This window comes from Paludisphaera rhizosphaerae (assembly GCF_011065895.1).
GTDB classification, from domain to species: Bacteria; Planctomycetota; Planctomycetia; order Isosphaerales; family Isosphaeraceae; genus Paludisphaera; species Paludisphaera rhizosphaerae.
Window position 1 is genome coordinate 354440 of the sequence record NZ_JAALCR010000004.1, and the last position, 22356, is coordinate 376795.

At 65.4% G+C, this 22356-nt stretch carries 21 protein-coding genes and 1 pseudogene; 7 read left to right on the forward strand and 15 right to left on the reverse strand.

Translation table 11 applies throughout. From position 1 onward, the window contains the following. Positions 1-473 precede the first annotated feature (473 nt). A complete protein-coding gene (locus G5C50_RS07480; RefSeq protein WP_165067193.1) occupies positions 474-1619 on the reverse strand; it encodes a TolB family protein in 1146 nt (381 codons plus the stop codon). A gap of 188 nt (positions 1620-1807) precedes the next feature. Further along, positions 1808-2440, reverse strand: a complete 633-nt coding sequence (locus tag G5C50_RS07485; RefSeq protein ID WP_165067196.1) for a PEP-CTERM sorting domain-containing protein — start codon at positions 2438-2440, stop codon at positions 1808-1810. A gap of 210 nt (positions 2441-2650) precedes the next feature. On the opposite strand from G5C50_RS07485, the gene G5C50_RS07490 reads away from it, so the two are divergent. After that, entirely contained in the window at positions 2651-3472 is an 822-nt protein-coding gene (locus G5C50_RS07490; RefSeq protein WP_165067198.1) for a response regulator transcription factor, read from the forward strand. Positions 3473-3479: 7 nt separating this feature from the next. Here the strand turns inward: G5C50_RS07490 and G5C50_RS07495 are convergent, their stop codons facing one another. The 4 genes from G5C50_RS07495 to G5C50_RS07510 form a co-directional block, all read right to left on the reverse strand. Continuing rightward, positions 3480-4184, reverse strand: a complete 705-nt coding sequence (locus tag G5C50_RS07495) for a hypothetical protein (protein ID WP_165067201.1) — start codon at positions 4182-4184, stop codon at positions 3480-3482. 35 nt (positions 4185-4219) lie between these two features. Further along, complete coding sequence (locus tag G5C50_RS07500; protein ID WP_165067203.1) at positions 4220-4843, reverse strand: hypothetical protein; 624 nt, start codon at positions 4841-4843, stop codon at positions 4220-4222. Next, positions 4833-5357 (reverse strand): RNA polymerase sigma factor, encoded by a 525-nt coding sequence (locus tag G5C50_RS07505; RefSeq protein WP_165067206.1) that lies wholly within the window; start codon positions 5355-5357, stop codon positions 4833-4835. Before G5C50_RS07505 ends, G5C50_RS07500 begins: the two co-directional genes overlap by 11 nt. Before the next feature lie 557 nt (positions 5358-5914). Next, positions 5915-7069 carry a TIGR04053 family radical SAM/SPASM domain-containing protein gene (locus G5C50_RS07510; RefSeq protein ID WP_165067209.1) on the reverse strand — a complete coding sequence of 385 codons (1155 nt, stop codon included), beginning with the start codon at positions 7067-7069 and terminating at the stop codon, positions 5915-5917. 137 nt (positions 7070-7206) lie between these two features. On the opposite strand from G5C50_RS07510, the gene hemG reads away from it, so the two are divergent. The 4 genes from hemG (at position 7207) to G5C50_RS07530 (ending at position 13364) form a co-directional block, all read left to right on the forward strand. Then, entirely contained in the window at positions 7207-8820 is a 1614-nt protein-coding gene (gene hemG / locus G5C50_RS07515; protein WP_165067212.1) for a protoporphyrinogen oxidase, read from the forward strand. 82 nt (positions 8821-8902) lie between these two features. Further along, a complete protein-coding gene (locus tag G5C50_RS07520) occupies positions 8903-10255 on the forward strand; it encodes a Gfo/Idh/MocA family protein (protein ID WP_165067215.1) in 1353 nt (450 codons plus the stop codon). Between the two features lie 430 nt (positions 10256-10685). Then, on the forward strand, positions 10686-11717 hold the full coding sequence (locus G5C50_RS07525) for a hypothetical protein (protein ID WP_165067216.1): 1032 nt from the start codon (positions 10686-10688) through the stop codon (positions 11715-11717). Between the two features lie 255 nt (positions 11718-11972). Then, positions 11973-13364, forward strand: coding sequence for a PhoPQ-activated pathogenicity-related family protein (locus G5C50_RS07530; RefSeq protein WP_165067217.1), 1392 nt, complete (start codon positions 11973-11975; stop codon positions 13362-13364). Between the two features lie 45 nt (positions 13365-13409). On the opposite strand, the gene G5C50_RS07535 is transcribed toward G5C50_RS07530, so the two are convergent. Next, on the reverse strand, positions 13410-14477 hold the full coding sequence (locus tag G5C50_RS07535; RefSeq protein ID WP_165067218.1) for a fatty acid desaturase family protein: 1068 nt from the start codon (positions 14475-14477) through the stop codon (positions 13410-13412). 176 nt (positions 14478-14653) lie between these two features. Between G5C50_RS07535 and G5C50_RS07540 the strand changes: the two genes are divergently transcribed. Next, complete coding sequence (locus G5C50_RS07540; protein WP_165067219.1) at positions 14654-15313, forward strand: hypothetical protein; 660 nt, start codon at positions 14654-14656, stop codon at positions 15311-15313. Positions 15314-15407: 94 nt separating this feature from the next. Here G5C50_RS07540 and G5C50_RS07545 read toward each other — a convergent pair whose 3' ends face one another. From G5C50_RS07545 to G5C50_RS07575, 7 genes are all read right to left on the reverse strand, one after another. Continuing rightward, positions 15408-15746 carry a peptide ABC transporter substrate-binding protein gene (locus tag G5C50_RS07545; protein WP_165067220.1) on the reverse strand — a complete coding sequence of 113 codons (339 nt, stop codon included), beginning with the start codon at positions 15744-15746 and terminating at the stop codon, positions 15408-15410. 132 nt (positions 15747-15878) lie between these two features. Further along, positions 15879-16283, reverse strand: a complete 405-nt coding sequence (locus G5C50_RS07550; RefSeq protein WP_165067221.1) for a hypothetical protein — start codon at positions 16281-16283, stop codon at positions 15879-15881. An 81-nt stretch (positions 16284-16364) separates the two neighbouring features. Next, positions 16365-16694 carry a hypothetical protein gene (locus G5C50_RS07555; RefSeq protein WP_165067222.1) on the reverse strand — a complete coding sequence of 110 codons (330 nt, stop codon included), beginning with the start codon at positions 16692-16694 and terminating at the stop codon, positions 16365-16367. Between the two features lie 31 nt (positions 16695-16725). Further along, the gene (gene asnB / locus G5C50_RS07560) at positions 16726-18735 is read right to left on the reverse strand and encodes an asparagine synthase (glutamine-hydrolyzing) (RefSeq protein ID WP_165067223.1); all 2010 of its coding nucleotides are present in this window, start codon (positions 18733-18735) and stop codon (positions 16726-16728) included. 138 nt (positions 18736-18873) lie between these two features. Further along, complete coding sequence (locus G5C50_RS07565) at positions 18874-19689, reverse strand: rhomboid family intramembrane serine protease (RefSeq protein ID WP_165067225.1); 816 nt, start codon at positions 19687-19689, stop codon at positions 18874-18876. Positions 19690-19809: 120 nt separating this feature from the next. Then, positions 19810-20346 carry a hypothetical protein gene (locus G5C50_RS07570; protein WP_165067227.1) on the reverse strand — a complete coding sequence of 179 codons (537 nt, stop codon included), beginning with the start codon at positions 20344-20346 and terminating at the stop codon, positions 19810-19812. 321 nt (positions 20347-20667) lie between these two features. Beyond that, positions 20668-20946, reverse strand: coding sequence for a hypothetical protein (locus G5C50_RS07575; protein ID WP_165067229.1), 279 nt, complete (start codon positions 20944-20946; stop codon positions 20668-20670). Between the two features lie 123 nt (positions 20947-21069). Between G5C50_RS07575 and G5C50_RS33170 the strand changes: the two are divergent. Beyond that, positions 21070-21287 (forward strand): annotated as a pseudogene (locus G5C50_RS33170) (helix-turn-helix domain-containing protein); the annotation flags it as partial. 165 nt (positions 21288-21452) lie between these two features. Here the strand turns inward: G5C50_RS33170 and G5C50_RS07580 are convergent. Continuing rightward, positions 21453-21992, reverse strand: a complete 540-nt coding sequence (locus G5C50_RS07580; RefSeq protein WP_165067231.1) for a hypothetical protein — start codon at positions 21990-21992, stop codon at positions 21453-21455. Between the last annotated feature and the right edge of the window lie 364 nt (positions 21993-22356).

Here is a 22356-nt window from a genome sequence, read left to right on the forward strand (position 1 = left end):
CCAGGAGCCATCGGGCCAGGTCCAAACCCAGGTCCAGAACCACGTTCTCGTTCTCGCGTCCCAGGTCCAGTAACCCGACCACGATGCCACCGTTTCGGAAGCAGTCTGCTTCTCGACCTCTGGCGCACGGGCAGGAGACGGCGTCCAGGCGAGGGCAAGGACAAGCATGAGAAGCAGGGCGGGGACGAATCGCATGACGCACCTCATGAAATCTCTCAGTGATCCGGTCCAGGGCGACAGCAAGCAATATGCCGTGCTCGACCAGGAATCGCGACAAGAATCCACTCGGAACGAACAATTTTGCAACTGATTGTTCATCGCGTCGTTGCAGCCGCGAGGCCCTTCGCCTTCACGCGTTTATCCCTGCGAGTCTTGAAAATCGGCGGTCCATGCAAGGGTCTGAATTGCCGCGGCCGGTCAGACCCTCATCGGTCGAGGGCCCAGACGATCGAATGCAACAGCTTGCACTCCCCTCAACGGATCAGCTCGACGAGGCCTTCGACGGCGCGACCGGACGTCGAGGGCGTCCTGATCGTCGGCCGGATCGGGGCGAGGGTCGACCCAACGGCGGCGTGGGCCCGGCGATCGAGACGGTCGCTGCAGAAGAGGACGTATCGGCCGTCGGGCGAGAATTCGAGGCTGGCGATTTTGTTGTCGAAGCCCTGCGCCTCCAATCGTTTCGGCGGGCCGAAGGTCCCCCGCTGGATCGAGTAGAGCGCCATCCCCTGCGGCTCCCGGGAGACGAAGACGCAACGTCCGGTGACGGGCGAGTAGATCGGGTACGACGGATTGCCGTCCAGCCGGTCCCCCTTCTTCCAGAGGATCTCCTTGATCTTCGCCTCACTCGGGTTGGTCACGTCGAGGAAGACCACGGCGGCGCCCTCGTCGGAGCTTGCGACCGCGACGAGCGTCCCGGGGCCGGCCCAGCTTGGGGACGAGTGAATCTTGTAGCCAGGGAGCCGGATCGGCTGGACTTGGTCGGACTCAACGTCCATGAGGCTCATCTCGACGGGGCTGCCGAAACGCACGATCAGAAGCTGCTTGCCGTCGGGCGACCACTTGGGGATGCCGAACACCTCGTGGCGCCTTCGGTCGGAACCGTCGCTCTGCATGGTCCAAACGCCGTATTTTAGATCGGGCGCCGCGCCATGGTTGACGAGGTACGCGATACGCTTGCCGTCCGGCGAGAACGACGGGCAATTGCCGAGGCCGAGATCGGCGACCTTCAGGCGATCGTCGGTCAGATCGATCGATTTCAGCCGGGTCTTCGACCACACCATGCCGGGCGAGGAGTCGAAGAGAATCCGGCGGCCGTCGCTCGACCAGCGGGGCGAACCGCAATACTTGCGGCCCGGGTCGGGCTCGTCGGCGATCAGCGTCACCTCTCCCTTGTCGACGTCGAGGAGGAACAGGGCGGATCGATCGGCCACCGGCGTCTGTTCGACGGGCCCCTGTTTGAGACGCTCGGCCATGCGATCGACGGCCCCCGTGACCTGGGGGCCGACCTGTTCGAGCTTCACGGCGGGCGCGCCGTCTTCCTTGGGGCCATCCCCAGCGGCCCCTCGCACCGTCAGCATGAGGGCCGCCGCCAGAATGGAGATCCGAAGCTTCGTGGACATCATCCCTTCTCCTCCCATCGACCAGGGCGCCGGCGGTCCTGCCGGATGAATCGGCGGCCCGTGCGACGTCGACCGCGCCCTGGGAGGAGGGTAACCGGATGCTCCGACGTTTGCCAGAAGGTTCGCTCGAGGGGCCGCCCAGAGCAGGCGGCCCCTCGCGATTGGTTGAGACGTTCAAACTCGGTTGGTCACGGCCTGTTCATAGCATCCTTGGCTCGAAAACGCCTTACACGTCCCAGGACGGTGAGGCCGCCCAGTCCGAGCATTGCCAGACTGGCGGGCTCAGGGACGGCGGCGGTTCCGCCGACGATCAGGGTGTACGAATCCGCGTTGGCCCCACTTCCCCAAGTCCAGGTGTATGTTCCAGTCGTCAGCCCCAGGCTTGCCAGCGTTTGGCCGGTCCAAACAGCGCTGGAGGTCAGCGAGGCGCCAGAAGTGTAGCCGACGGGTAGGAAGAGTTCCCTCAGCGGGGCGTAGATTCCGGCCAGGTCGCCGGAGCTGTTCGACGCCAAGGCCATCCCACCGCTGCCGAAGCTCGCCGGGCTGGCGCTCACACCAGAATAGATGTTCATGGGAGTGAAAGAACCGCCTCCGACGCCCCCGATCAGCACGAAGGAGCTCTGAGGGATGATTTCCGCCACGGTCTGCCCTGTGAACGTGAGGCTCAGCCCGGTGTAGTTGATGCTCCCGCTCCCGGTGGCGACCACGTCGTTGCCCACCTGCGTCATGTTGACAATGAAGCTCGCGCGGACGTCCCCGCCAAGATTGAGGCCGAGGGCCAAGGCCAGAAACGCCGATCCGAAAAGACCACAATATCGCATCGTGACGGCTCCCGTGATTTCCGAAGAACTTGGGCGAACAGACTCCCGCAATTGCGTGCGAAGCCGTGCACAGCTTCGCTCAATCTTTGCGGTTCTTAATCTATTCGCTGGCTGAATAAAGCTTCATCCCCTAGAATCAGGGGATGCGCGATCAGGATTCCTCTACGCCTGGAATCGCGAGACGCCCAGGTTTGGAGGGGCCTTGAGCGGATGAAATCCAGGAACTTGCGAGCGGAGGATTGGCGAGACCTCCTCCGCCTTGCGGGCGAATGCCGGGAACTCGGCGACGACCCGATCGGCTGGCGGCGGCATCTGATTGAGGCGCTTTGCGGTCTGACCGATGCGCACCTCGGCTTCGCGGGTGAAATGGAGGGATGCCGTACCCTGCAGCACAAGGATCTAGGCATGGTCCCCTGGATGCGAAGCGGGACCGTCGGGCCGGAACGAATCGGGGCGGCGGTCGAGGACTTTCGCGGCGATTCGACCCACGTCCCGGCCATGCTCGATTACTTTCGGCGCGACCCGATTCCCGAAGGAACCTGCCTGGGATGCCCCGAGGTCTTCGATGATCGGTCCTGGTACGCCTCCGACGATTACCGGGTCGTTTTCGAGCCGTGCGGGTTTGATCAGACTCTCTGGTGTTTCCGCCCGATCCTCGGCGCGGGTCACGACCAGAACACCGGCATCGTCCTCGTCCGTGCGAAGGGGGGCCGGCCGTTCGAGTCCCGGCTCTTGTTCCTCGTGCGCGAGGCGCACGCCGCGATCGCCCCGATGATCGGCGGCCCGCTCGCCCGCTTCGCCGACCCCTCGCCGATGCACCTCCCGCAGAGGGCCCGGCCGGTGCTCGCCTGCCTCCTCGAAGGAGACGGCGACAAGCAGATCGCGGCTCGCCTGGGGCTGAGCGTCCACACCGTCAACGAATACACCAAGGCGATCTACCGACACTTCGGCGTCCGCAGCCGCCCTGAACTCCTCGCCCGATGGATCCGCCGGGGCTGGACCTCCTCGTCGTTCGAGTCACGACCCATGTGATTCGGTCTCATCGCAACTCCGGCGGGAGACGATCGGGCCGCATGGGCCGCCACGGCTGGAACGCCGCACTTTCGTACCACCGCCTGAGCCATGCGTGCCGCGCGGCCTGCTTACGATCGCTCGCCTTCAACTCCTCCAGACCATGATAGGCCGATTCCATTCGGCAGGACCGGTAGTGCTCTCTGGCGTGAGCCGCGAACAACGGCAGGCCGATCAGCAACGACACCACGACGGGCCACCAGGCAAGGCGTCGACGGCCGGACGACCTCCCATCCCGGCCCAAGGGATTTGCCAGGCGCCGGGCCACGGATAGGGCCAGATAGAGCCCCACGGTTGTTCCCATGGCCAGGATGATGGGGTCGCCGTCGAGTCGTGCGTGGCTCTCGTTGTAGATCGCGCTGGCGACCTTCAAGAAACCCTTGACCGCGGCGATGAACGCCAGATCCGAAGCGCCAATGATCGCCGTTGCCGCCAGCGCCGAGAGCGACAGAATTCGATACCTCTGAAACACGCCCGTCGCAAGTCCGTCCGACGTCCTCCGCGCGACGGCGCGGGAATATCGAACACACGTCAGCCCGCCGATGCAGATGAGGACGATGACGACGCCAAAGCCTTGCGGTCCCGCCGCACGGGCCGCCGCAAGCATCGAGGCGAGGACCGCCACGACGGTCATCAATTGCCAGACCTTGATATCCGTTCTCAACCTCCTCATGTCTCACATCGTACCTCCGGGGAGCGACGTGGAGATCAAGCTTCGGGAGGTGGTTCGGCATCCAGGCTCTTGAGCAGGACTTCCAACTCCCGCCGCCGCGGTTCCAACTCGGCTCGTATCGCGTACAGGTTCAGCCAGTAAACGAACCCGAAGACGGCCGCGAAGATAACGGCAGCCAGGAAGGCGGCGAGGACCATGAAGAGGCCGCCCGTTCGTTCCCGCCAGGTGGACTGGACCATGAAGGCCATCCCGGCCAGGGCGAGGGGGAGCAGATACCACAGGTGGACGCTGCGGAGCAGTTGGATTTGATGGTCGACACGCGTCAGCAGATCGGCCACGAACGGGCGAAGCGGCTCGTCGGGAGAGGAACGGCGACGGTTCTGACGCACCCGGTCGATCAGCATGTAACCGGCGACCCAGGCGAAGGCGGGGATCATCAGATACCAACTCCAGGGGAGGGCCGCCTGGAATCCCAGATAGGCCCAAAGGGGGATCATGATGAGGGCGACGCCGACCTCGCGGGCGTCACGCCAGAAGATCATGGCGTCGAAGGACCGCCCGTAGCGCCGAACCTCATCGACGAGCACGGCGGGATCGACCGTCAGGCGGGTCTGCGACGACTGATCCCGCCACACCTGTTTCAGATCGTCAGGGTTCATGGGGTTCCCCATTGAGTAGTTCGCTCAGAGCCTTCCTCGCGCGGGTCAATCGCACGCTGACGTTCCCCTCGGAGATCCCCAGCACCTCGGCGATCTGGCGATAGCTCAGGTCGTCGAGATAGAGGAGGACCAGGGCGGCGTCGGTTTCGGACAGTCGGCGGACGGCGGCGTAGAGGCGTTCGACGATTTCGCGATCCTGGGCCTGCCGTGCCGCGTCCGGCCCCGAGGACGGCAGTTCCTCGACCTCGATGAGCGAACGCCCATGAGAGCGGCGCCGGTGTTCCCGCCGTCGCCAGGCGATGGCGGTGTTCAGCGCCACGCGGTAAGCCCAGGTGGACGCAACGGCCCGGCCCTCGAATCTCGGGAGCGACCGCCAGACCTGAAGCAGGATCTCCTGAACCAGGTCCTGGCGTTCCTCGGCCGTCGGCGTATAGGCGCGGGCGACTTTCAGCACGGCCCCGGCGTGTTCCGTGAGCCAGGCCTTGAAAACGGCTTCCGGGTCGTCGATCGCCAACGCGTTCGTCCTCCTCGGAAGGATTGGTCGTCCGTCACAACTGGACCTTACAGGAAAGACGCGGATCGATCGGGGCCGTCAGATTTCGGCGATCGTGCTCATACTCCTATACGAGGGGATGATCGGCGAACCTTCGAGCCGCGCGTCCCGCCCCGAACGGTAGGACGACCGCGGGCCTTGATGGTTTCTCGCCGATCGAAGCCAGCGCTGGAGCGGACGTAATCACCATGATCCCTTCGCTTTACCAACGATCAAAGGCCTCTCGAAGTGCGGCGAACGAACCCATTTCGGAGCCGCGCGAGTCGGACGGCTGCGTGGACGTCGGCGATCGCGAACGCACGACGATCGTGGGCTTGGCTCCCCACTTCGAGGCACCCGGTTTCAACTCTCGATCCAGGAATGGCTTTCGGCGGGTGCTGGCGGACTTGAGCGCGCACTGTCCGAAAAGCGACCGAACGGAGCCAATCCCGGCGAGGGGAGATGATGGCCTTCGTGCTTGGCTTCACATGAGTTGCGCCGAATCGGCTCTGTTTGTCCTCGCCGCGAACGAAGCCGTTTCAGGAGGTCGTCGCGTGAGCCTGGTCCCAGGCTCGGGGGATGTGCAGGCAGTCGGGCTCAGCGGCGTAGGGGTCGCCTGTGACGGCGAAAGCCCGCGCGCGGCTGCCGCCGCAGATGTGGCGGTACTCGCAGACGCCGCACTTGCCGCCGAACGAATCCGCATCGCGCAGGCGACGGAAGACGGGCGAGTTCTGGTAGACGTCGACCACGTTGCTGTGCGGGAAGAGGCCGCAGGTCATCGGCAGGAACCCGCTGGGGTGAATCAACCCGCAGCAGCCGACGAACATGATCCCCCGGCCATCGTTCACGCCGGGGAGCCCACCGTTCCAGCCCCGCGCCGACATCCGCAACGGTTCGGCCCCGCCCGACTCCTTTCGCCTTTGCAGGACGTAACGACGGTAGTGCATCCCCTCCGTCGTCTTGATCATGAACGAGTGCTCGCGGGAAAGCTTCCAGAGCCGCTCGAACGCCTGCTCGTAACGCTCGGCGTCGAGGCGAAGGTCGGCGGTGGCCCGGCCGACCGGAATGATCAGGAAGAGCGACCACAGGGCGATCCCGCGCAGCTCCAGAAGGTCGGCGATGGCCTCCAGTTGGGGGAACGTGCCGGGCGTCAGGGTTGTATTAACCTGAACGGGAATGCCAGCCTCGCGGGCGTCGTCCATGATCCGTTGCGTCATGTCGAAGGATCCCGCCACCCCCCGAACGCGATCGTGGGTCTCGGCGTCGACGCCGTCGAGCGAGACGGCCATCCGACCGATGCCGGCTTCCTTGAGGCGACGGATCGCGTCGGCCGTCACCAGGGGGGTCGGCGACGGGGTGATCGCCGTTTGCAGCCCGACTCCGGCGGCGTGTCGGATCAGGTCGAAGAGATCGGGCCGCTTGAGGGGGTCGCCGCCGGTGAAGACGAGCAGAGGGGGCTCGGGGAAGCTGGCGATCTGATCGATGAGCCTCAGGGACTCGGCCGTCGACAGTTCGGCGGGGTCGGGTCGAGCCTGGGCGCAGGCCCGGCAATGGAGGCAGACGAGATCGCAGGCCCGGGTGACCTCGTAAAAGACGATCATCGGGCTCTTGTCGAAGTTGCGGCGGCGGACCCAGTCAGGGGGCGATCCGCCCGTCGCACGATCGGCGTGCGGGAGGGCGTGGGGATGGCTCATGGCAGGATGAGCCGCGACCGCGGCGTGCGGCCGGCGGCGGACCTCGATAGACTAGATGTCTCTGATTCGATCCTAGCCGATCGCGATCGGGCCCTCAAGGAGCGGCTCGTCTCGATCGGCGAGACGACGAGGCGACGATGCGGGACGAGGCGGCGGATCCGGGCGTGGACGTGGCGATCATCGGCGGCGGAATCACCGGTCTGGCGGCCGCGCACCGGCTCCGCGAAATCGCCCCCGACTTGACCGTCGCCGTGCTTGAGGCCGGCGATCGCCCCGGCGGGGTCCTCGGGACGATCCGACGCGACGGCTACCTGATCGAGCAGAGCGCGGACAGCTTCATCACCAACGTCCCCTGGGCGATCGACCTCTGCCGCCGGCTCGGCCTGGAAGACCGCCTGATCCAGACCGACGAACGGCATCGACGGTCGTTCGTCGTCCGCAAAGGGAAGCTGGAGCCGATCCCGGACGGCCTCATCATCATGGCCCCGTCCAAGATCGGGCCGATGGCGAGGACTCGCATCCTGAGCATTCCCGGCAAGCTCCGGCTGGCGATGGAGCGAGTCCTGCCGAAAGGCGACGGCGCCGACGAGTCGCTGGCCTCCTTCGCGAGGCGTCGGTTCGGCCGCGAGGCTTATGACAGGCTCATCCAGCCGCTCGTCGGCGGCATGTACACGGGCGACCCGGAACGGCTGAGCGTGAAGGCGACCATGCCCCGCTTCCTGGAGATGGAGCAGAACCACGGCAGCCTCATCAAGGCTATGAGCGCCGCCGGTAAGAAGGAGGGGCCGAAGGCCGGCGGCTCGGGTGCGCGATACGGGCTGTTCGTCGGGCTCGAAGGGGGGATGTCCGAGCTGGTCGCCGCCCTGGTCGCGAGCCTCCCGGAAGGCGCGGTCCGGACCGGAGCGAAGGTCGAGCGGATGGAGAGAGAAGGGAACGGTTGGCGGCTGCGGATGCGGACATCAGACGTCTTCCCCCCTCGCGGGGGAAGACAGACCGCGCAGCGGTCAGATGAGGGGGACGACCAGCGGCGGATCGCGGAATACGCTTCGGATCCGCAAGCTTCTGGACCTCCCCCCCTCATCCGGCCCTTCGGGCCACCTTCCCCCGCGAGGGGGGAAGGCCGGGATGATCCGAACGACGGTGTTCGGGCGCGAGCGGTTCTGCTGGCGACGCCCCCGAGAGCGGCGGGCGGCTTGCTGCGGGACGTGGATGCCGACGTCGCCGCAATGCTGGACGGGATCGTCTCGACTTCGAGCGCGATTGTTTCGCTGGGATACAGGCGAGAGCAGATCGCGCATCCGCTGGACGGTTTCGGGTTCGTCGTGCCTTTCGTGGAGAACCGGGCGATCCTGTCGGGGAGCTTCTCGAGCGTGAAATTCGCGGGGCGAGCGCCCGAGGGTTCGGTGCTGATTCGCGTCTTCATGGGGGGAGCGAAACGCTCCGACCTGGTCGACGCCCCAGATGTGGAACTCGTGCGGATCGCCTCGGCCGAGCTGGCCTCGCTGCTGGGGATTCGCGGCGAGCCGGAGTTGGGGAACGTCTCGCGGTGGAAGTCGGCGATGCCCCAGTACGAGGTGGGGCACCTGGAGCGCGTCGCGGAGATCGAGCGGCGGATTGAGGGGATCGACGGACTGGAACTGGCCGGCAACTGGCTGGCCGGGGTGGGCGTGCCGATGTGCGTTCGCGCAGGTGAGCAGGCGGCGGAGCGAATCGCCAGCCGCATCAGCGCGGCGGCGGGGCGGGCGGGTTGAACGAGCCTCGGACGTGTGCGATCCTCGGGGACGCCGGCCGTGCGAAGGGTCGCGGCGGCCGGGGTTTCAGGGAGAACGGGCGATGACGAATCGACGCGAGGCGCTGAAGGTCGGCGCGGCGGGGCTGGCGACTTCGATGCTCGGCGGCTACACGCGCGGGGCGGCCGATGAGAAGACGTATCGGGTCGGCCTGATCGGCTGCGGCTGGTACGGCAAGTCGGACCTCTTCCGGCTGATCCAGGTCGCTCCCGTGGAAGTCGTCTCGCTCTGCGACCCGGACGCGAAGCAGCTCGCCCACGCGGCCGAGATGACGGCCTCGCGGCAGAAGTCCGGCAAGACGCCCCGGACGTATCGCGACTACCGCGACATGCTGAAGGAGAAGGACCTCGACATCGTGCTCGTCGGCACGCCCGACCACTGGCACGCCCTGCCGATGATCGCCGCCGTGGAGTCGGGTGCGGACGTCTACGTCCAGAAGCCGATCAGCCACGACGTCCTGGAAGGGGAGGCGATGGTCGCCGCCGCCCGCAAGCACGGCAAGGTCGTGCAGGTCGGCACCCAGCGCAAGAGCACGCCGCACCTGATCGAGGCCAAGAAGCGGATCGTCGAGGCCGGCTTGCTCGGCAAGGTCGGCCGGGTCGAGCTTTGCTGCTACTATCATATGCGGGCGAACGGCGACCCGGAGGTCACGACCCCTCCCGATTATTTCGACTACAACCTCTGGTCGGGCCCTGCGCCGCTGCGTCCGTTCGACGGCATGCCGCACGTCCGCTGGTGGCGGACGTTCATGGAGTACGGCTCGGGCATCACCGGCGACATGTGCGTGCATATGCTCGACACCGTCCGCTGGATGCTCGGCCTGGGCTGGCCCAAGAAGATCAGCTCGACGGGCGGGATCCTCGTGCAGAAGACGGGCAAGTCGAACATCACCGACACCCAGGAGGCCGTCTTCGAGTACCCCGAGTTCGACGTGATCTGGAGCCATCGCACCTGGGGGACGCCCCCCGACCCGGATTATCCGTGGGCCCTCTTCATCTATGGAGAGAAGGGGACGCTGAAGGCCAGCACCATGCGGTACGACTTCATCCCCCAGGGGAAGGGGGAGAAGATCCACGGCGACTGCGTCTTCGAGCGTGAGAAGTACCCCGAGGACGTCACCGAGCCCGAGATCGAACTCAACGCCGCCCCCGCGACCCGGCTGCACATGCGGAACTTCCTGGACAACGTCGTCAGCCGGGGAAAGCCGGTGGCGGATATCGAGGAAGGGCACATCTCCACGGCCTCCTGCCTGCTGGCCAACATCGCCATGAAGCTTGGCCGGCCGGTCGTCTACGACCCGTCGAAGCGGCTGGTCGTCGGCGACGACGAGGCGACCCGCCTATTGCGCGGGCCGTACCGGGCTCCGTGGGTCCACCCGGCCGAGGGGCTCGGCTGAGCCGTCGCGCACGGAGTCGGCGGACGAACAGGCGCAGGCGGCGCGACTCGGCCTTCCGGGGCGCACGGCGCGACGGGCGCGACGTGAACTCGGCGGTCTCGGAACCTCGAAATCGCGGCGACTCGGGGCGGTCGACGGGACGATGACTTCACCATCGCGGTGGTTCGCGCCCCATCAACCCGCGCCTGTCGGCTGGGTGAGGGGGCCGACGACCCGTTCCGTCCGTATCCGTCTTTTCCGTGCCCCGCGACGGTTCAACCGAGAATCAAAGGCCGATGCGCGGCGGTGGCCCCGGTTATCGAGGGCCCCGCTCCGGGCCGCAGGGAGGTGTTCGGTGTTCTCAAGGGATTCAGATCGCGCGCGTCGGGCCCGAGGGACGCGGCGACGGGCCGGGGCGACCGCGCCGGAGCGTCTGGAAGACCGGCAGTTGATGGCGTATACCTCGCTGGGCTTCTCGCTGCCCGACCTGGCGGTCTCGGGCGAGTCGGCCCCGACGGCCGCGTGGGGAGGAACGCTGACGGTGAACGTCACGCTCCAGAACCTCGGCGCCAGCACGATCACCGAGCCGACGTCGCTGGTTCCCGCGTCGGAGGTCCAGATCGGCCCCGACGGCGCTGTGGTCCCGTCGTATTACACGTCGAGCCAGGCCGATGCTCCGGCGTCGTCGATCGCCGTCTTCCTCGTCCCCAGAGGGAAGGGCCTGGCCTCCGGCATCTCGCTCGGCACGATCGACGCCCCGGCGATCGCCCAGAACAGCCTTCAGCAGTTGAGCGCGACGCTGACGCTGCCCGCCCAGCCCGCCGGCTTCCCCGCCTCGGGCGGCTATTCCATCCGGCTGATCGCCAACCCGGACCGCGCATTCCTGGAATCCAACTACCGGAACAACGTCAGCGCCCCGCTGAACGTGAGAATCCAGGCGGTGACCGCTTCGGCCCTCCGGGCGACGGCGTTTGACGTTCCAGACACGCTCGTCCCTGGGTCCACGATCCAGCCGACGATCCAGATCACCAACCTGGGAGCGACGGCGGTGACGTCGGACGTTCAGGTCGCCGTGGTCGCCTCGACCTCGCCCGACTTCAACCTGGGCAGTACGATCGTCGGGGCCTACACGATCAGCGGCGGCGTCAACGGGGTGAACTCCACGCCGCTCCCCAACGCCGCCCGTCACGGCCGAGGCGCCCGCTGGCTCCAGGCCAACAACGTCATCACGCCGCAGTCGAACGTCGTGACCCTCTCCGGGCTGACGATGACCCTGCCGACGAGCCCGAGCACCTACTACATCGGCGTCGTCGTCGACCCCAACAATCTGCTGAACCTGCCGAACCAGCCCTCGAACCGGCTTGAACTCATCAAGACGGTCACCACGAACGCGGGCCAGGCCACCACGGTTGTGACCGGGTCGGCGGCGTCCTTCGACTTTGAGAATCCGCCCGACGGCGTGCCGATCGGCATCGTCAGCTGATTCAAGCCGCATTCCCAGGCGGGGCGGGTCGTTTCGACGACGCGTCCCGCCTGCGTTTGCGCGCTCTGGGAGATCTAGCGGATTTCGCTCTTGTCGGGCTTTTGACTCGACCGATTGCCCGCGTTCCGAGGGTCGTGCTACGATTTCCGCTCCGCGACCCTCTCGGGATGTTCCGGGGGGCGGACTCGGCTCTGGGTCACGGCCGGGCGCGGCGTCGCGGGGTGCACGTCCCTTCTCCTCCCAGGAGCGCCATCCGTGCGGTCTTCTCTTCATCCTGGTTCCCTCGTCGCGACGCTCTGCGCAGTCGCGGCGGCCCTGACGTTCGCGACGGCTCCCTGCCGCGCGGACCTCGACGAATACGTCAAGAAGCCTGATCCCGCCTTCGCCTGGAAGCAGGTCGATGTGCAGGAAACTCCGGCCGGGAAGATCACGGCCCTCCAGCTCACCTCGCAGGTCTGGCAGGGGGCCCCGTGGGTTCACAGCCTGCGGATCTACGAGGCGGGCAAGCCCACCTTCGAGGACGCCGCCCTCCTGTTCATCAACGGCGGCAGCACCGGCAACAAGCCGGGGCCTGATATGGAGCTGCTGACGCTCACGCTCTCCAAGCTCTGCGGCGCCCGCGTCGCGCTGCTGAGCCAGGTCCCCAACCAGCCGCTGATGGGGGGCAAGAAGGAAGACGACCTGATCGCCGAGACCTTCGTCCATTACCTGAAGACGAAGGACGAGGAATGGCCGCTCCTCTTCCCCATGACGAAGAGCGCCGTCAAGGCGATGGACGCCGTCCAGGCCTGGGCCAAGCAGGACCGTCAGGTCGACGTCAAGCGGTTCGTCGTGACCGGGGCTTCCAAGCGAGGTTGGACGACCTGGCTGACCTCGGCCGTGGACGACCGCGTCGTCGCTCTGGCGCCGATGGTCATCGTGATGCTCAACCTCGGCGCTCAGGGGCCGAATCAGCTCGACGTTTGGGGAGACTACAGCGAGCAGATCCAGGATTACGTCCGTCGCGGTCTGATGGAGGACATGAAGACCGGCGAGGGGACGAAGCTCTGGCGGATGGTCGACCCCTACACCTACCGCGACCGCCTCGCCGACAAGCCCAAGTTCCTCCTCAACGGTGCCAACGACCGTTACTGGACGCTCAACGCCCTGGACTTCTACTGGGACGGCCTCCCCGGCGAGAAGTACCTGCTGGAACTCCCCAACGCGGGCCACGGCCTCAACGGCGACCGCTCGTGGGTCATCAACGGCCTGGCCGCCTTCTTCCGTTCGAGCGTCGCCGGCAAGCCGATGCCGAAGCTCGACTGGAAGATGGAGCCGGCCGGCAAGGCCCAGTACACGCTCAAGATCAACGCCGACCCCGCCCCGAAGTCAGCCCGGCTCTGGACGGCCGACTCCGCCAGCCGGGACTTCCGCGAATCCAAGTGGGTCAGCACGCCGCTCGAACCCGCGCCGATCGTCTCGGCCGTGGTCAGCGCTCCCGAATCCGGCGGCCGCGCCATCTTCGCCGACCTGGAGTATGACCACGGCGGGCTCCCCTACCACCTGACCACGACCTTCTTCGAACCCGGCCTGGACGCCAAGGTCAAGAAGAAGGAGACGAAGCCCGCCGCGGCCGCCGTTCCCGTCGGCGCGAGCTCCGCGCCCTGAGCCAGACTCAGAGAGGTCATCCTCGACCAGCCCCCGGCCCGGCGCTCAGGCGACGGTCGCCGGGGGTTCGGCTTTGGGACGTTCGGAAAGCACGTCCAGGATCGTCGGGCCGGGCTTGCCCCAGCGCCGGAAGAAGTAGCCGTGGCACGAGACGGCCTGCTCGCGGTAAGGCCGGTAGTTCCGCAGGATGCGGTCGGCCTCGGCCAGGTTGTAATGGGGCATCAGGCCGAAGACGTGGTGCGTCAGGTGCCAGTCCTGGCCGTAGGGGAAGATGCAGAAGTTGACCAGCGGGTGGCAGTGGAAGTTCCGCGAGTGCGAGAACTCCCCGGTCTCGGGCGCATTGCTGTGGTGGGCGATCTCGCGAAGCTGCATCAGGAACGGGTAGAGCGTCAGCAGCGGCGTCACCCAGAACAGGAAGAAGATCGGCCACGAGCCTGATAGGTGGACGAAGGTCAGCATCGGCAGCCAGTACGACCCGCGCAGGCACCGCCCGACCCGGAACCGATACGGTGCGCGGGGCTCGCGCAGGCCCATCGTCGCGTTGGCGTTCTTCGCCTGGCCGTAGAGGTATCGCCAGAGGGCCGGCAGCCAGGCCGAGAGGACCACGTAGCGATACCAGAACCGCCCCTGCGGCATCGGGAAGGGATACCGATCGCCGTCGAAGTGGAGCCGGGCGACGTCCGGGTCGCGCTCGGGGTCGTTGAGGAACTGGTGATGCCCCAGGTGTGTCACCCGGAACCGCTGGGTCATCGCCATCAGCGGAAACATGCAGAGCAGGTCCGACGCCAGCTCGTTCGCCAGCCGGTTGCGGAAGAGGGCGTAGTGGGATCCCTCATGACCCAGCCCGGAAAGCCGGTGCTGAAACACGGATACGACGAAGACCCCCAGGACCGCCAGCCCGCCGAACGCCCACGTCGAGAGCCCCCCCGACGCCCACGCCCGATAGGCCCACGTGCAACCCGCCAACGTCGAGATCAGCCCGACGTACTCGCCCAGCAGGTAGCCGATGTTCGTCCGGTCGTCGGCCCGGAGCAGGGGGACGAGCGCCCGATGGGTCTCGTCCCAGGTCCAGTCCGCCTCGACCTGCTTTTCGGTCAATGTCGCATCTGGCATGGGTCGACGATCGCCTCAGGGCCTCGGGTGATCGATCACGTCCCGCCCGCTCAACCAAAGTCGATTTATTCACCGCACTCGACTCATTTTACCATTCGATAGGGTAGAGTTGAGGACAGAATTATGAGAAGGCGGCAATGCGGCCGCGGAAGAATGAGGCCAGGGGGACAGGGACGATGGCGGTGGCTCCTGGACGGACGTCGAATCCTCGGGTTTCGCAAGGGGTGAAGGGCTTGATCGAGGCTGAGTCGGCCTGGGAGCCGACGGCCGACGTGGTCTTCGGCCTCAACCGCTGGCGGACCGCCCTGCGCGACGACATGAGCCGAGAGCTGGACGACCCGCGCTGGCCTCGGGCGTTGGTGGGCGTCGGCCTGACCCATCTGGCGGCGTTCCTGGTCTGCCAGTGGCTGGCCGAGCCGGTCTCCCGCCGCGACCTGCGTTACCTGGGGATCTGGTTCATCGAGCTGGTGGCCGTCTTCGTGGTGATGCGAAAGCTCGCCGGCCGGCACTGGATCCGTCGTTGCGCGTCGATCAACCTGGTGGCGAAGCTCTGGACGACGTTCCTGATTCTGTCGTTCAACGTGGTCTCGCTGAACAACCTGGTGGGGATCGAGCACCCCTGGTTCAAGCCCGTCTGGGGGACGCTGAGCACCTTCCTGTTCGCGTCGCTCGCCTGGCTCTTCTCCCCCTTGTTCTTCATCCCCGCCGTCCAGATGTGGGCCACCGGCCTCCTCATGGCGAAGTTCGACCCCTACGCCTACGCCATCTACGGCGCGTCCTGGTGCCTGGCCCTCTGCGGCCTCGCCGCCAATATCCGCCGGACAAGGTCAGTCTGAGCGACGTCAGCGCATAACGGCCTTCCCCTCTCACGGGGTAAGGTGGCCGCGAAGCGGCCGGATGAGCGGGCGATCGCCGTCGGACGGTAATTTGTTAGCGATTCCTCGACGTCATCAACGCCCTGATCGCATCCTGCGTTTCGGGGCTGAACCCGGCGAGTTCCTCATCGGTGATCAGCCCGAGGGACCGCATCCGGATCAATTGCCAGAACGCAGTGGATCTCCGCAGCCCGTCGAAGGCCGCCGCTAGTTCGCGGTCCCGTTCCTCGATCAACTGGAACACCGCCCGATACCGCTCATGGCTGCCCTTCGCGTCATCGGTCGCGACTTGCGCGACCTCGGCCAGCACCCGCCGGCAGAACCGATCGAGCGCGAGCGGCTGCAGGTGCTGGGACAGGTATTTCCACTCGGCTTCGCTGAGGCAGTCGTCCATTAAGAGGTCTCCAGTTAGGCAACGACCTCGATGGTCTGGCCTTCGAGATCCTTAATCACGGTGTGGCAAGGCGGACACCACCCACCATGCCTCAAATCCATTCCCGCATGAGGGTTAAGAACTGAACGCCCCTCACCCTTCGAGACTGACGTAGGTCTCGAAATGCGACATCACTCGATCGAACACCTGGCTTGGGTAGTCCTCCAAACTCTCGAGTAGGCAAATGGGCGTGGAGCAAGCTGAAGCAAATAAGGCGGGCCGTGAACGATCGGCCCGCGAGATCGCGAAGAGGAGTTGGGCGACGGCTGTGAACTCCGTGTTCTCCGCCGAGCGGCGCGACCAGAAGTGCCAGGCCAGGCGCTCTAGCTCGTCGCGGTCGACCACTTCGACGGCTTGATGGCGCGCCAAAGAAATGGCCGCCTCGACTTCGGGCGTCGCCTTGCCGAGTTGGCAGAGGAGTTCGCCGACGCACGAGCAGAGCCACTCGAAGACCCGGCGGTCGCTCGGCGGGTCGTCGAGGAAAGAGACGAGCGGCATCGGCCAACGCGCCCCCGCGACCTCACGGGCCCTGCGGCAATCTGCGATTGCGTCCTGTGGCGACGCCATATGTACGGTCGCCTAGAAGGAATGGGGCGAGTCACTCGAGTTCGAGTCGATAGCATTCTCCGCCGAATCGGCAACCCGTGCCCGCTCCAACGCCCGATTCATGGGGAGGATGAACAGCACCGGCAAGGTTCCCAGATGTCCCAACTGGTTCCAGGGACGCGGCCCCAGAAGGCCCCAACCGCAAGCGAGAGCGAGACAGGCCCAGAGGGCGACAGCCAGTCGGACGGCAAGCCTTCGCTCTCGGGGCCTGGTCGTGTTCTTGATGCCGAAGTAGGTGCCGACAAGGCCGCCCATCGTGCCGACGACGCCCCCGGCGATTCCACCGGCCATGCCTGGGTCCACGTCGTCGGGCTCCGGGTTAGGTCTGGATCGGTCAGACTCGCGACGGGGCGGCTCCGTCGTAGGTCGAGATTTCCAGGACGCCGGTGGGGTCGGCGGCGGCGGTGCGGATGGGGGACCAGACGGGGAGTTCGCAGAGGCCGCCGCCGAGGAACGTGTGGTGCCAGAGCTGGGTGGCCGCCACGCAGGTCAGGCTCAGGTCCATGATGATGGACTTGGGCGTGAAGCGGGGGAACTTCCCGTGCGCGGCGACCTCGCGGGCGACCTTGTCCGGGTCGAAGTAACCCGTCGCGCGAAGCGACTCGGGACTGAGCAACTGGTCGACCCAGGCGGGCCGGCTGGAATCGAGGAACGCCTCCGAGCGGCTGGCGCGGAACATCGTCTTGGGGCGGTTGGCAATCTTCTTCGGGAGCGTCCGCGCGGCCACCTGGCGGAGGATCCACTTGTCGGTGAGGCCCTTGAGCTTGTACTCGGGGGCGATCGTCGAGCAGAAGGCGACGACGTCCTCGTCCAGCAGCGGGTAGCGGGCCTCGACCGACGAGTTCATCGCCACCCGGTCCCCCTTGCCGTGGAGCAGGAGGCCGGCCAGCATCACCTTGTAGCCGACGTACAGCGACTGGTTCAAAGGCGCCCAGCGCGTGAACCGCTCGTTCGTGATCCCCAGGTCGTCGTAGGCGGCGTAGCCCTGGATGTCGTCCCACATCGAGTCGGAGTAGAGGAACGTCCGGGCCTGGGCCATCAGGTCGTAGACGTCCTGCTGGGCCGTGCGGACGCCCTGGAACCCGTAGCGCGGGGGCAGATGCGCGGGATTGCCGTGCATCGAGCCCACGATCACGTCGCGGACCTTCGACGGCAGCCAGTTGCCGACCGTCTTCCGCATGAGGTTGCGGACCTGCTGGCTCTTGAACCAGGGATAGCCGGCGAGCGCCTCGTCGGCCCCTTCGCCCGTCAGGGCCACCTTGTAACCCTGGGCGTGGACCGCCTTGGCGAGCTGCATCAGGCAGGCCGCCGACGAATCCATCACCGGGCCTTCCGCGGCGCGGATCAACTCGGGATAGGCGTCGATGATCGACGAGCGATCCATCGTCACCATCGTCAGCTTCGACCCCAGCGCCTCGGCCGACTCCCTCGCCTGCGAGCGCTCATCCGGCCCCGCCTTGTTCAGGCCGATCGTGAACGAGGGCACCGCATAACCGCGCTCGCGTGAGCTGAGGCCGAGAACGACGGTCGAATCGAGGCCGCCGCTGATGTAGCTGACCACCGGCACGTCGCCACGCAGGCGGCGCTCGACGGCCTGGCGCATCAGGTGCTCAAGCTCGTCGATCAGGGGCGTCGGGTCCTTCAGCCGACGCTCGTCGCCGGCGTCGGGGAAGTCCAGGTCCCAGTAGCGAATCAGCTCGATCCGGCCGTCCTTCACCGACAGGAAGTGCCCCGGCGGGAGGATCTTGATCCCCTCGAAGAAGGTCCGCGAGGTCCCCGCGCAGAAGGTGTTGAAGAAGATGTCCAGGCCCCGCCGATCGGCGCGGGGGTCGATCAGGCCGGAGGCGAGGATCGCCTTGATCTCCGATCCCCAGAGCAGCCAGCCATCGGCCTCGGCGTAGTAGAGCGGGCAGATGCCGACGCGGTCGCGGCCGAGCAGGAGGGTCCGCTCCTTGCGATCCCAGAGCGAGACGGCGTACTGGCCTCGCGCCTTTTCGAACATCGCCCGGCCCAGGTCCTCGTAGAAGTGGACCCAAAGCTCGGTGTCGCAGCGGGTGGAGAGCGTGTGGCCCCGGTCGAGAAGCTCGCGCTGGAATTCCGGGTACTCGAACACCTCGCCGTTCTGGGCGACCCAGATGGTGCCGTCTTCGTTGCAGATCGGCTGCCGGCCGCCGGCGAGGTCGACGATGGCCAGTCGGCGAGCCCCCAGGACGACGCCCGGCTCGCTGTGGAACTGTTCGTCTTCCGGCCCGCGGTGGGCGATCGCGGCGGTCATCGCCAGCAGGCGAGCCTCCGGAAAATCGCGCCGACCCCGTAAATCCAAGGCTCCCGCGATGCCGCACATGGTCGGTCGATCTCCTGGGCTCGTTGCGTCGTCCCCGGCCGGCCGGCTGCGCAGTCAGGACTTGCCCGGAGCGCCCGGCTTCGAACTATACCACGCCCTGACAAGGCGGGCCGGCTCAGAGTTCGTCCGCCGCGCCGGTCAGGAGTAGCCGTAAGGGGAGGGGGGCTCGGGTCGCCATCCCTGGGCATAGGCGTCCATCGCCTTGACCTGTTGAGCCCGGTTGTAAAACAGCAATGCGACGACGATTCCCGTCACCGCGCCGCCGACGTGAGCCAGATAGGCGACTCCGCCGGTCTCGCCCATCTTCCCAAATCCTTGCACTCCCAACCAGATCTGTAGGACGATCCAGCCGCCGATGACGATCACGGCCGGGAGCACGGTGATGAACCGGAAAACCAAAACGCGGATGTGATTGTGGGGGAACCAGACGACGTACGCCCCCATGATCCCGGCGATCGCGCCAGAAGCTCCCAGCGTCGGGATCGTCGAGTTCGGCGCGGCGGCGATCTGGGCGAGCGACCCCATCAGGCCGCACGCCAGGTAGACGATGAAATACCGGACGCCCCCCAGCACCTCCTCGACGTTGTCGCCGACGATCCAGAGGTAGAGCATGTTCCCCAGCAGGTGCATGAGACTGCCGTGGAGGAACATCGCCGTGAACATGGTGAGCCAGACGGGGATCGGGCTGGGGGCGTGGGGGATGACTTCGCGGGGGTCAACCTGGACTTGATCGCCGAACGGACCGCCATGCCGAACCTGAGCCCCCTGGCGGAGGATCGGCTGGTCGATGTCCTCCGCGTGGGTGATCTCCCAGGGCGTGCAGGCCAGGGCCATCGTGAACTGGTCGCCGCGCTGGCTCTGGACGAAGAACATCACCACGTTGAGCGCGATCAGCGCGTACGTCACGACCGGGACGATCCGGGTCGGCTGGAGATCGCCGAGGGGGAGAACCATGGGAAGGGCTCGGAATCGGATCGTTGAATGAGAGGCGCGCCCGCCGGACGCGGGCGAGCCTCACCATTTTACGTCCGACTTCGGTTCTGAGAACCCCCGGCCGCGGCGGCGACGTCCCTCTCAGGCCCAGATGGCGCGACCGTCGGCCCGCGAAGCCCCGTCGGCCTCCAGTTTGTCCAACTCCTTGCGGACCTGGGCCAGGCCGAAGGCGCAGACCTCGAAGTGCTCGGAGAGCCGGCGGAGGACCGGGCGGTCGTCGCTGCGGGCGCTCATCGTGCTGGCCAGGTAGTACGACCGCTTCCCCTGGCGCTGGTAGTCCAGCAGGCCGTCGGCCGAGTCGCCGCCGGCCAGTCGCCGGAGAGCGTCGGGGTAGAGGCCCGTCCAGAAGAGGGTGAAGTCGCCGACGTGGCGATGGCATTCGCCTCGACGTTCCTCGTCCTCGGCGGATTCAGCTTCGGCGAGGATCCGGGCGACCTCCAAAAGCGGCCTCCCCTGGCGGTCGCGGATGCGACCCAAGGCCTGCGTCGGCGTGAACGAGGCCAGCAAATTCGAGACGTAACCAACCAGCGAGGGATCGCCCATCCCCAGCTCGGTCATGAAGGTTGATTCCGTCAGCCCGCGGAAGAGGCGGTGGAGGGGGTGCGATTCGGAAATCATGCGTGATTTCTCCGAAACGGGGGGCGTTCCATGCCCTCGAATGTTGACGTGGTTTGGTAGGCTGCTGTCGATCCGACCTCTCTTGCTTTCTTGAACGCGACTTGCATGCGAAACAGGCTCGGCCAAGCCGAAGGCCCTCTTAGCAAACAATGCGCCCATTCCCCGATCCGGGAAAGGCAAAATCCGAAATTTCCTGCCATTCGGCTGAACCGATTGTGCTAAAACGATTTGCGTGTGGACCTCAAGGCCCCGAATCATCCTCTGCGGGGACGAAGAACGCCCCAGATTTCGGCACTGGTCGCCTCTTAGGAGGCAGCGGCGTCATCGATTTTTCGCAAACGCCCTACGAGGTCTCTTCAGACCACCCAGGTCACCCTCGCTAGGTGCCTGGCCAACCACACCGCCCTGGTCAACCACACCGCCCCTCTTCATGACGGCGACGCCCCGTTCCAGCGTACGCCACTCGGGCTTCGAGAAGTTCTTCACGTTCTTTCGAACGAATACGGGCGTGTGGGCGGTGGCGCGGCCCGAGAACATGAGGCCGCCGGCGATGGAAGCCAGGAGGCCTCGTCGGAACAGCCCTGCGTTTGGGATGGTCATCACGCCATCTCCGTTGCCGGCGGATTGGAGCCGTTCGCGATCGGCTCGCTTCGACACGTCAAGACGACGTGATCATCCCATCATACGTATGCCCCCCGATCAAGGCCTCGACCTCGACGGTGAAGGTTGGTGGACCTGGCGGGCGAGTTGTCCGGCAGCGGGGTGCAGTTCCGCAGCCTGACCGATGGGATCGACACGACCACGGCGGCGCGGGCGAGGGGCCGTGTCGGGGGACGGAATCGGCCCGCCAACTCCTGGCTGGCGGCATGCCGCCGGGCGACGTGGCGAGGAACCTTGGGGTCTCGGTCCCGACGCTCTATCGCTGGGTGCCTGCCGAGAGTCGGCAAGGCGCGAACGGGAAGGAAACATCCTATTTTACCCGAACTGCCACGAAATCTAGCAGCGACCCCCTTTTCCTTCCTCTTTTCCTTCCTCCCCTTTTCCTTCCTTAGCAGCGACCCCTTTTCCTTCCTCCTGATTTGTTATAAACCGATAGCATTGAAGGATTATTCTGTGAGGTTGGCTGGCAGCACCAACGACAACAATCGGTTTCGCAGCCACGGGTTAAGCTGAAAGCAGCCATTTGAGGTGAATAGACGAAAATTCGGATTCGGCGAGAATGACTTCACGGATCCGTGTTCAATTTCATAAGTACCTATAATATCCTCCGTTGGTATTTCGGCGTTCACATCAACCGAACGCTGGTCGATGACAGCTATACTATCCGATGAGTTCTCGATTGCATAATTGATTAAACGCGGATCAATATGATTGATGCATATATTATGTATTAATTCAATGAATTCTTCATATTCGATGAATATTCCTGGATCAATATCTTTGACAGGCTCAGTTAAAAAACCGCAGATGCCAGCTTTGGGAAGGCCGATTCGCGAAATAGTTCCCGGCGACATCCATGTCGCGACTACAATCGTGTCGCCGCTTCGCGGCGCAGCGGAGTCATCTAGCCAATCAGGCGAATCGGCTGCGTGAATTTGGCACGCGGTCAATCTGATGACGTCCATGTTTTCGACGCGATTGGGCATCTCGACCTCATTCCAGGATTTGACTGTCACTGTCCAAGCCGGTCCAGAGCAGTTCGTTGATAGCGTCTCTGAGTTCTTGAGCCATGTTTGAGGAAGGGAAAAGGGGAAGGGAAAAGGGGACATTGCCAAATTATCTGATTGGGAAGGGAAAAGGGGAAGGGAAAAGGGGACATTGCTAAGAAGGGAAAAGGGGACATTGCTAAATTATCTGATTGACTAAAGAAGGGAAAAGGAAAGAAGGGAAAAGGGGACATTGCTAAGAAGGGAAAAGGGGACATTGCTAAATTAAAGAAGGGGAAAGGGGACATTGCTAAAAGAAGGGAAAAGGGGACATTGCTAAATTATCTGATTGACTAGGCAATTC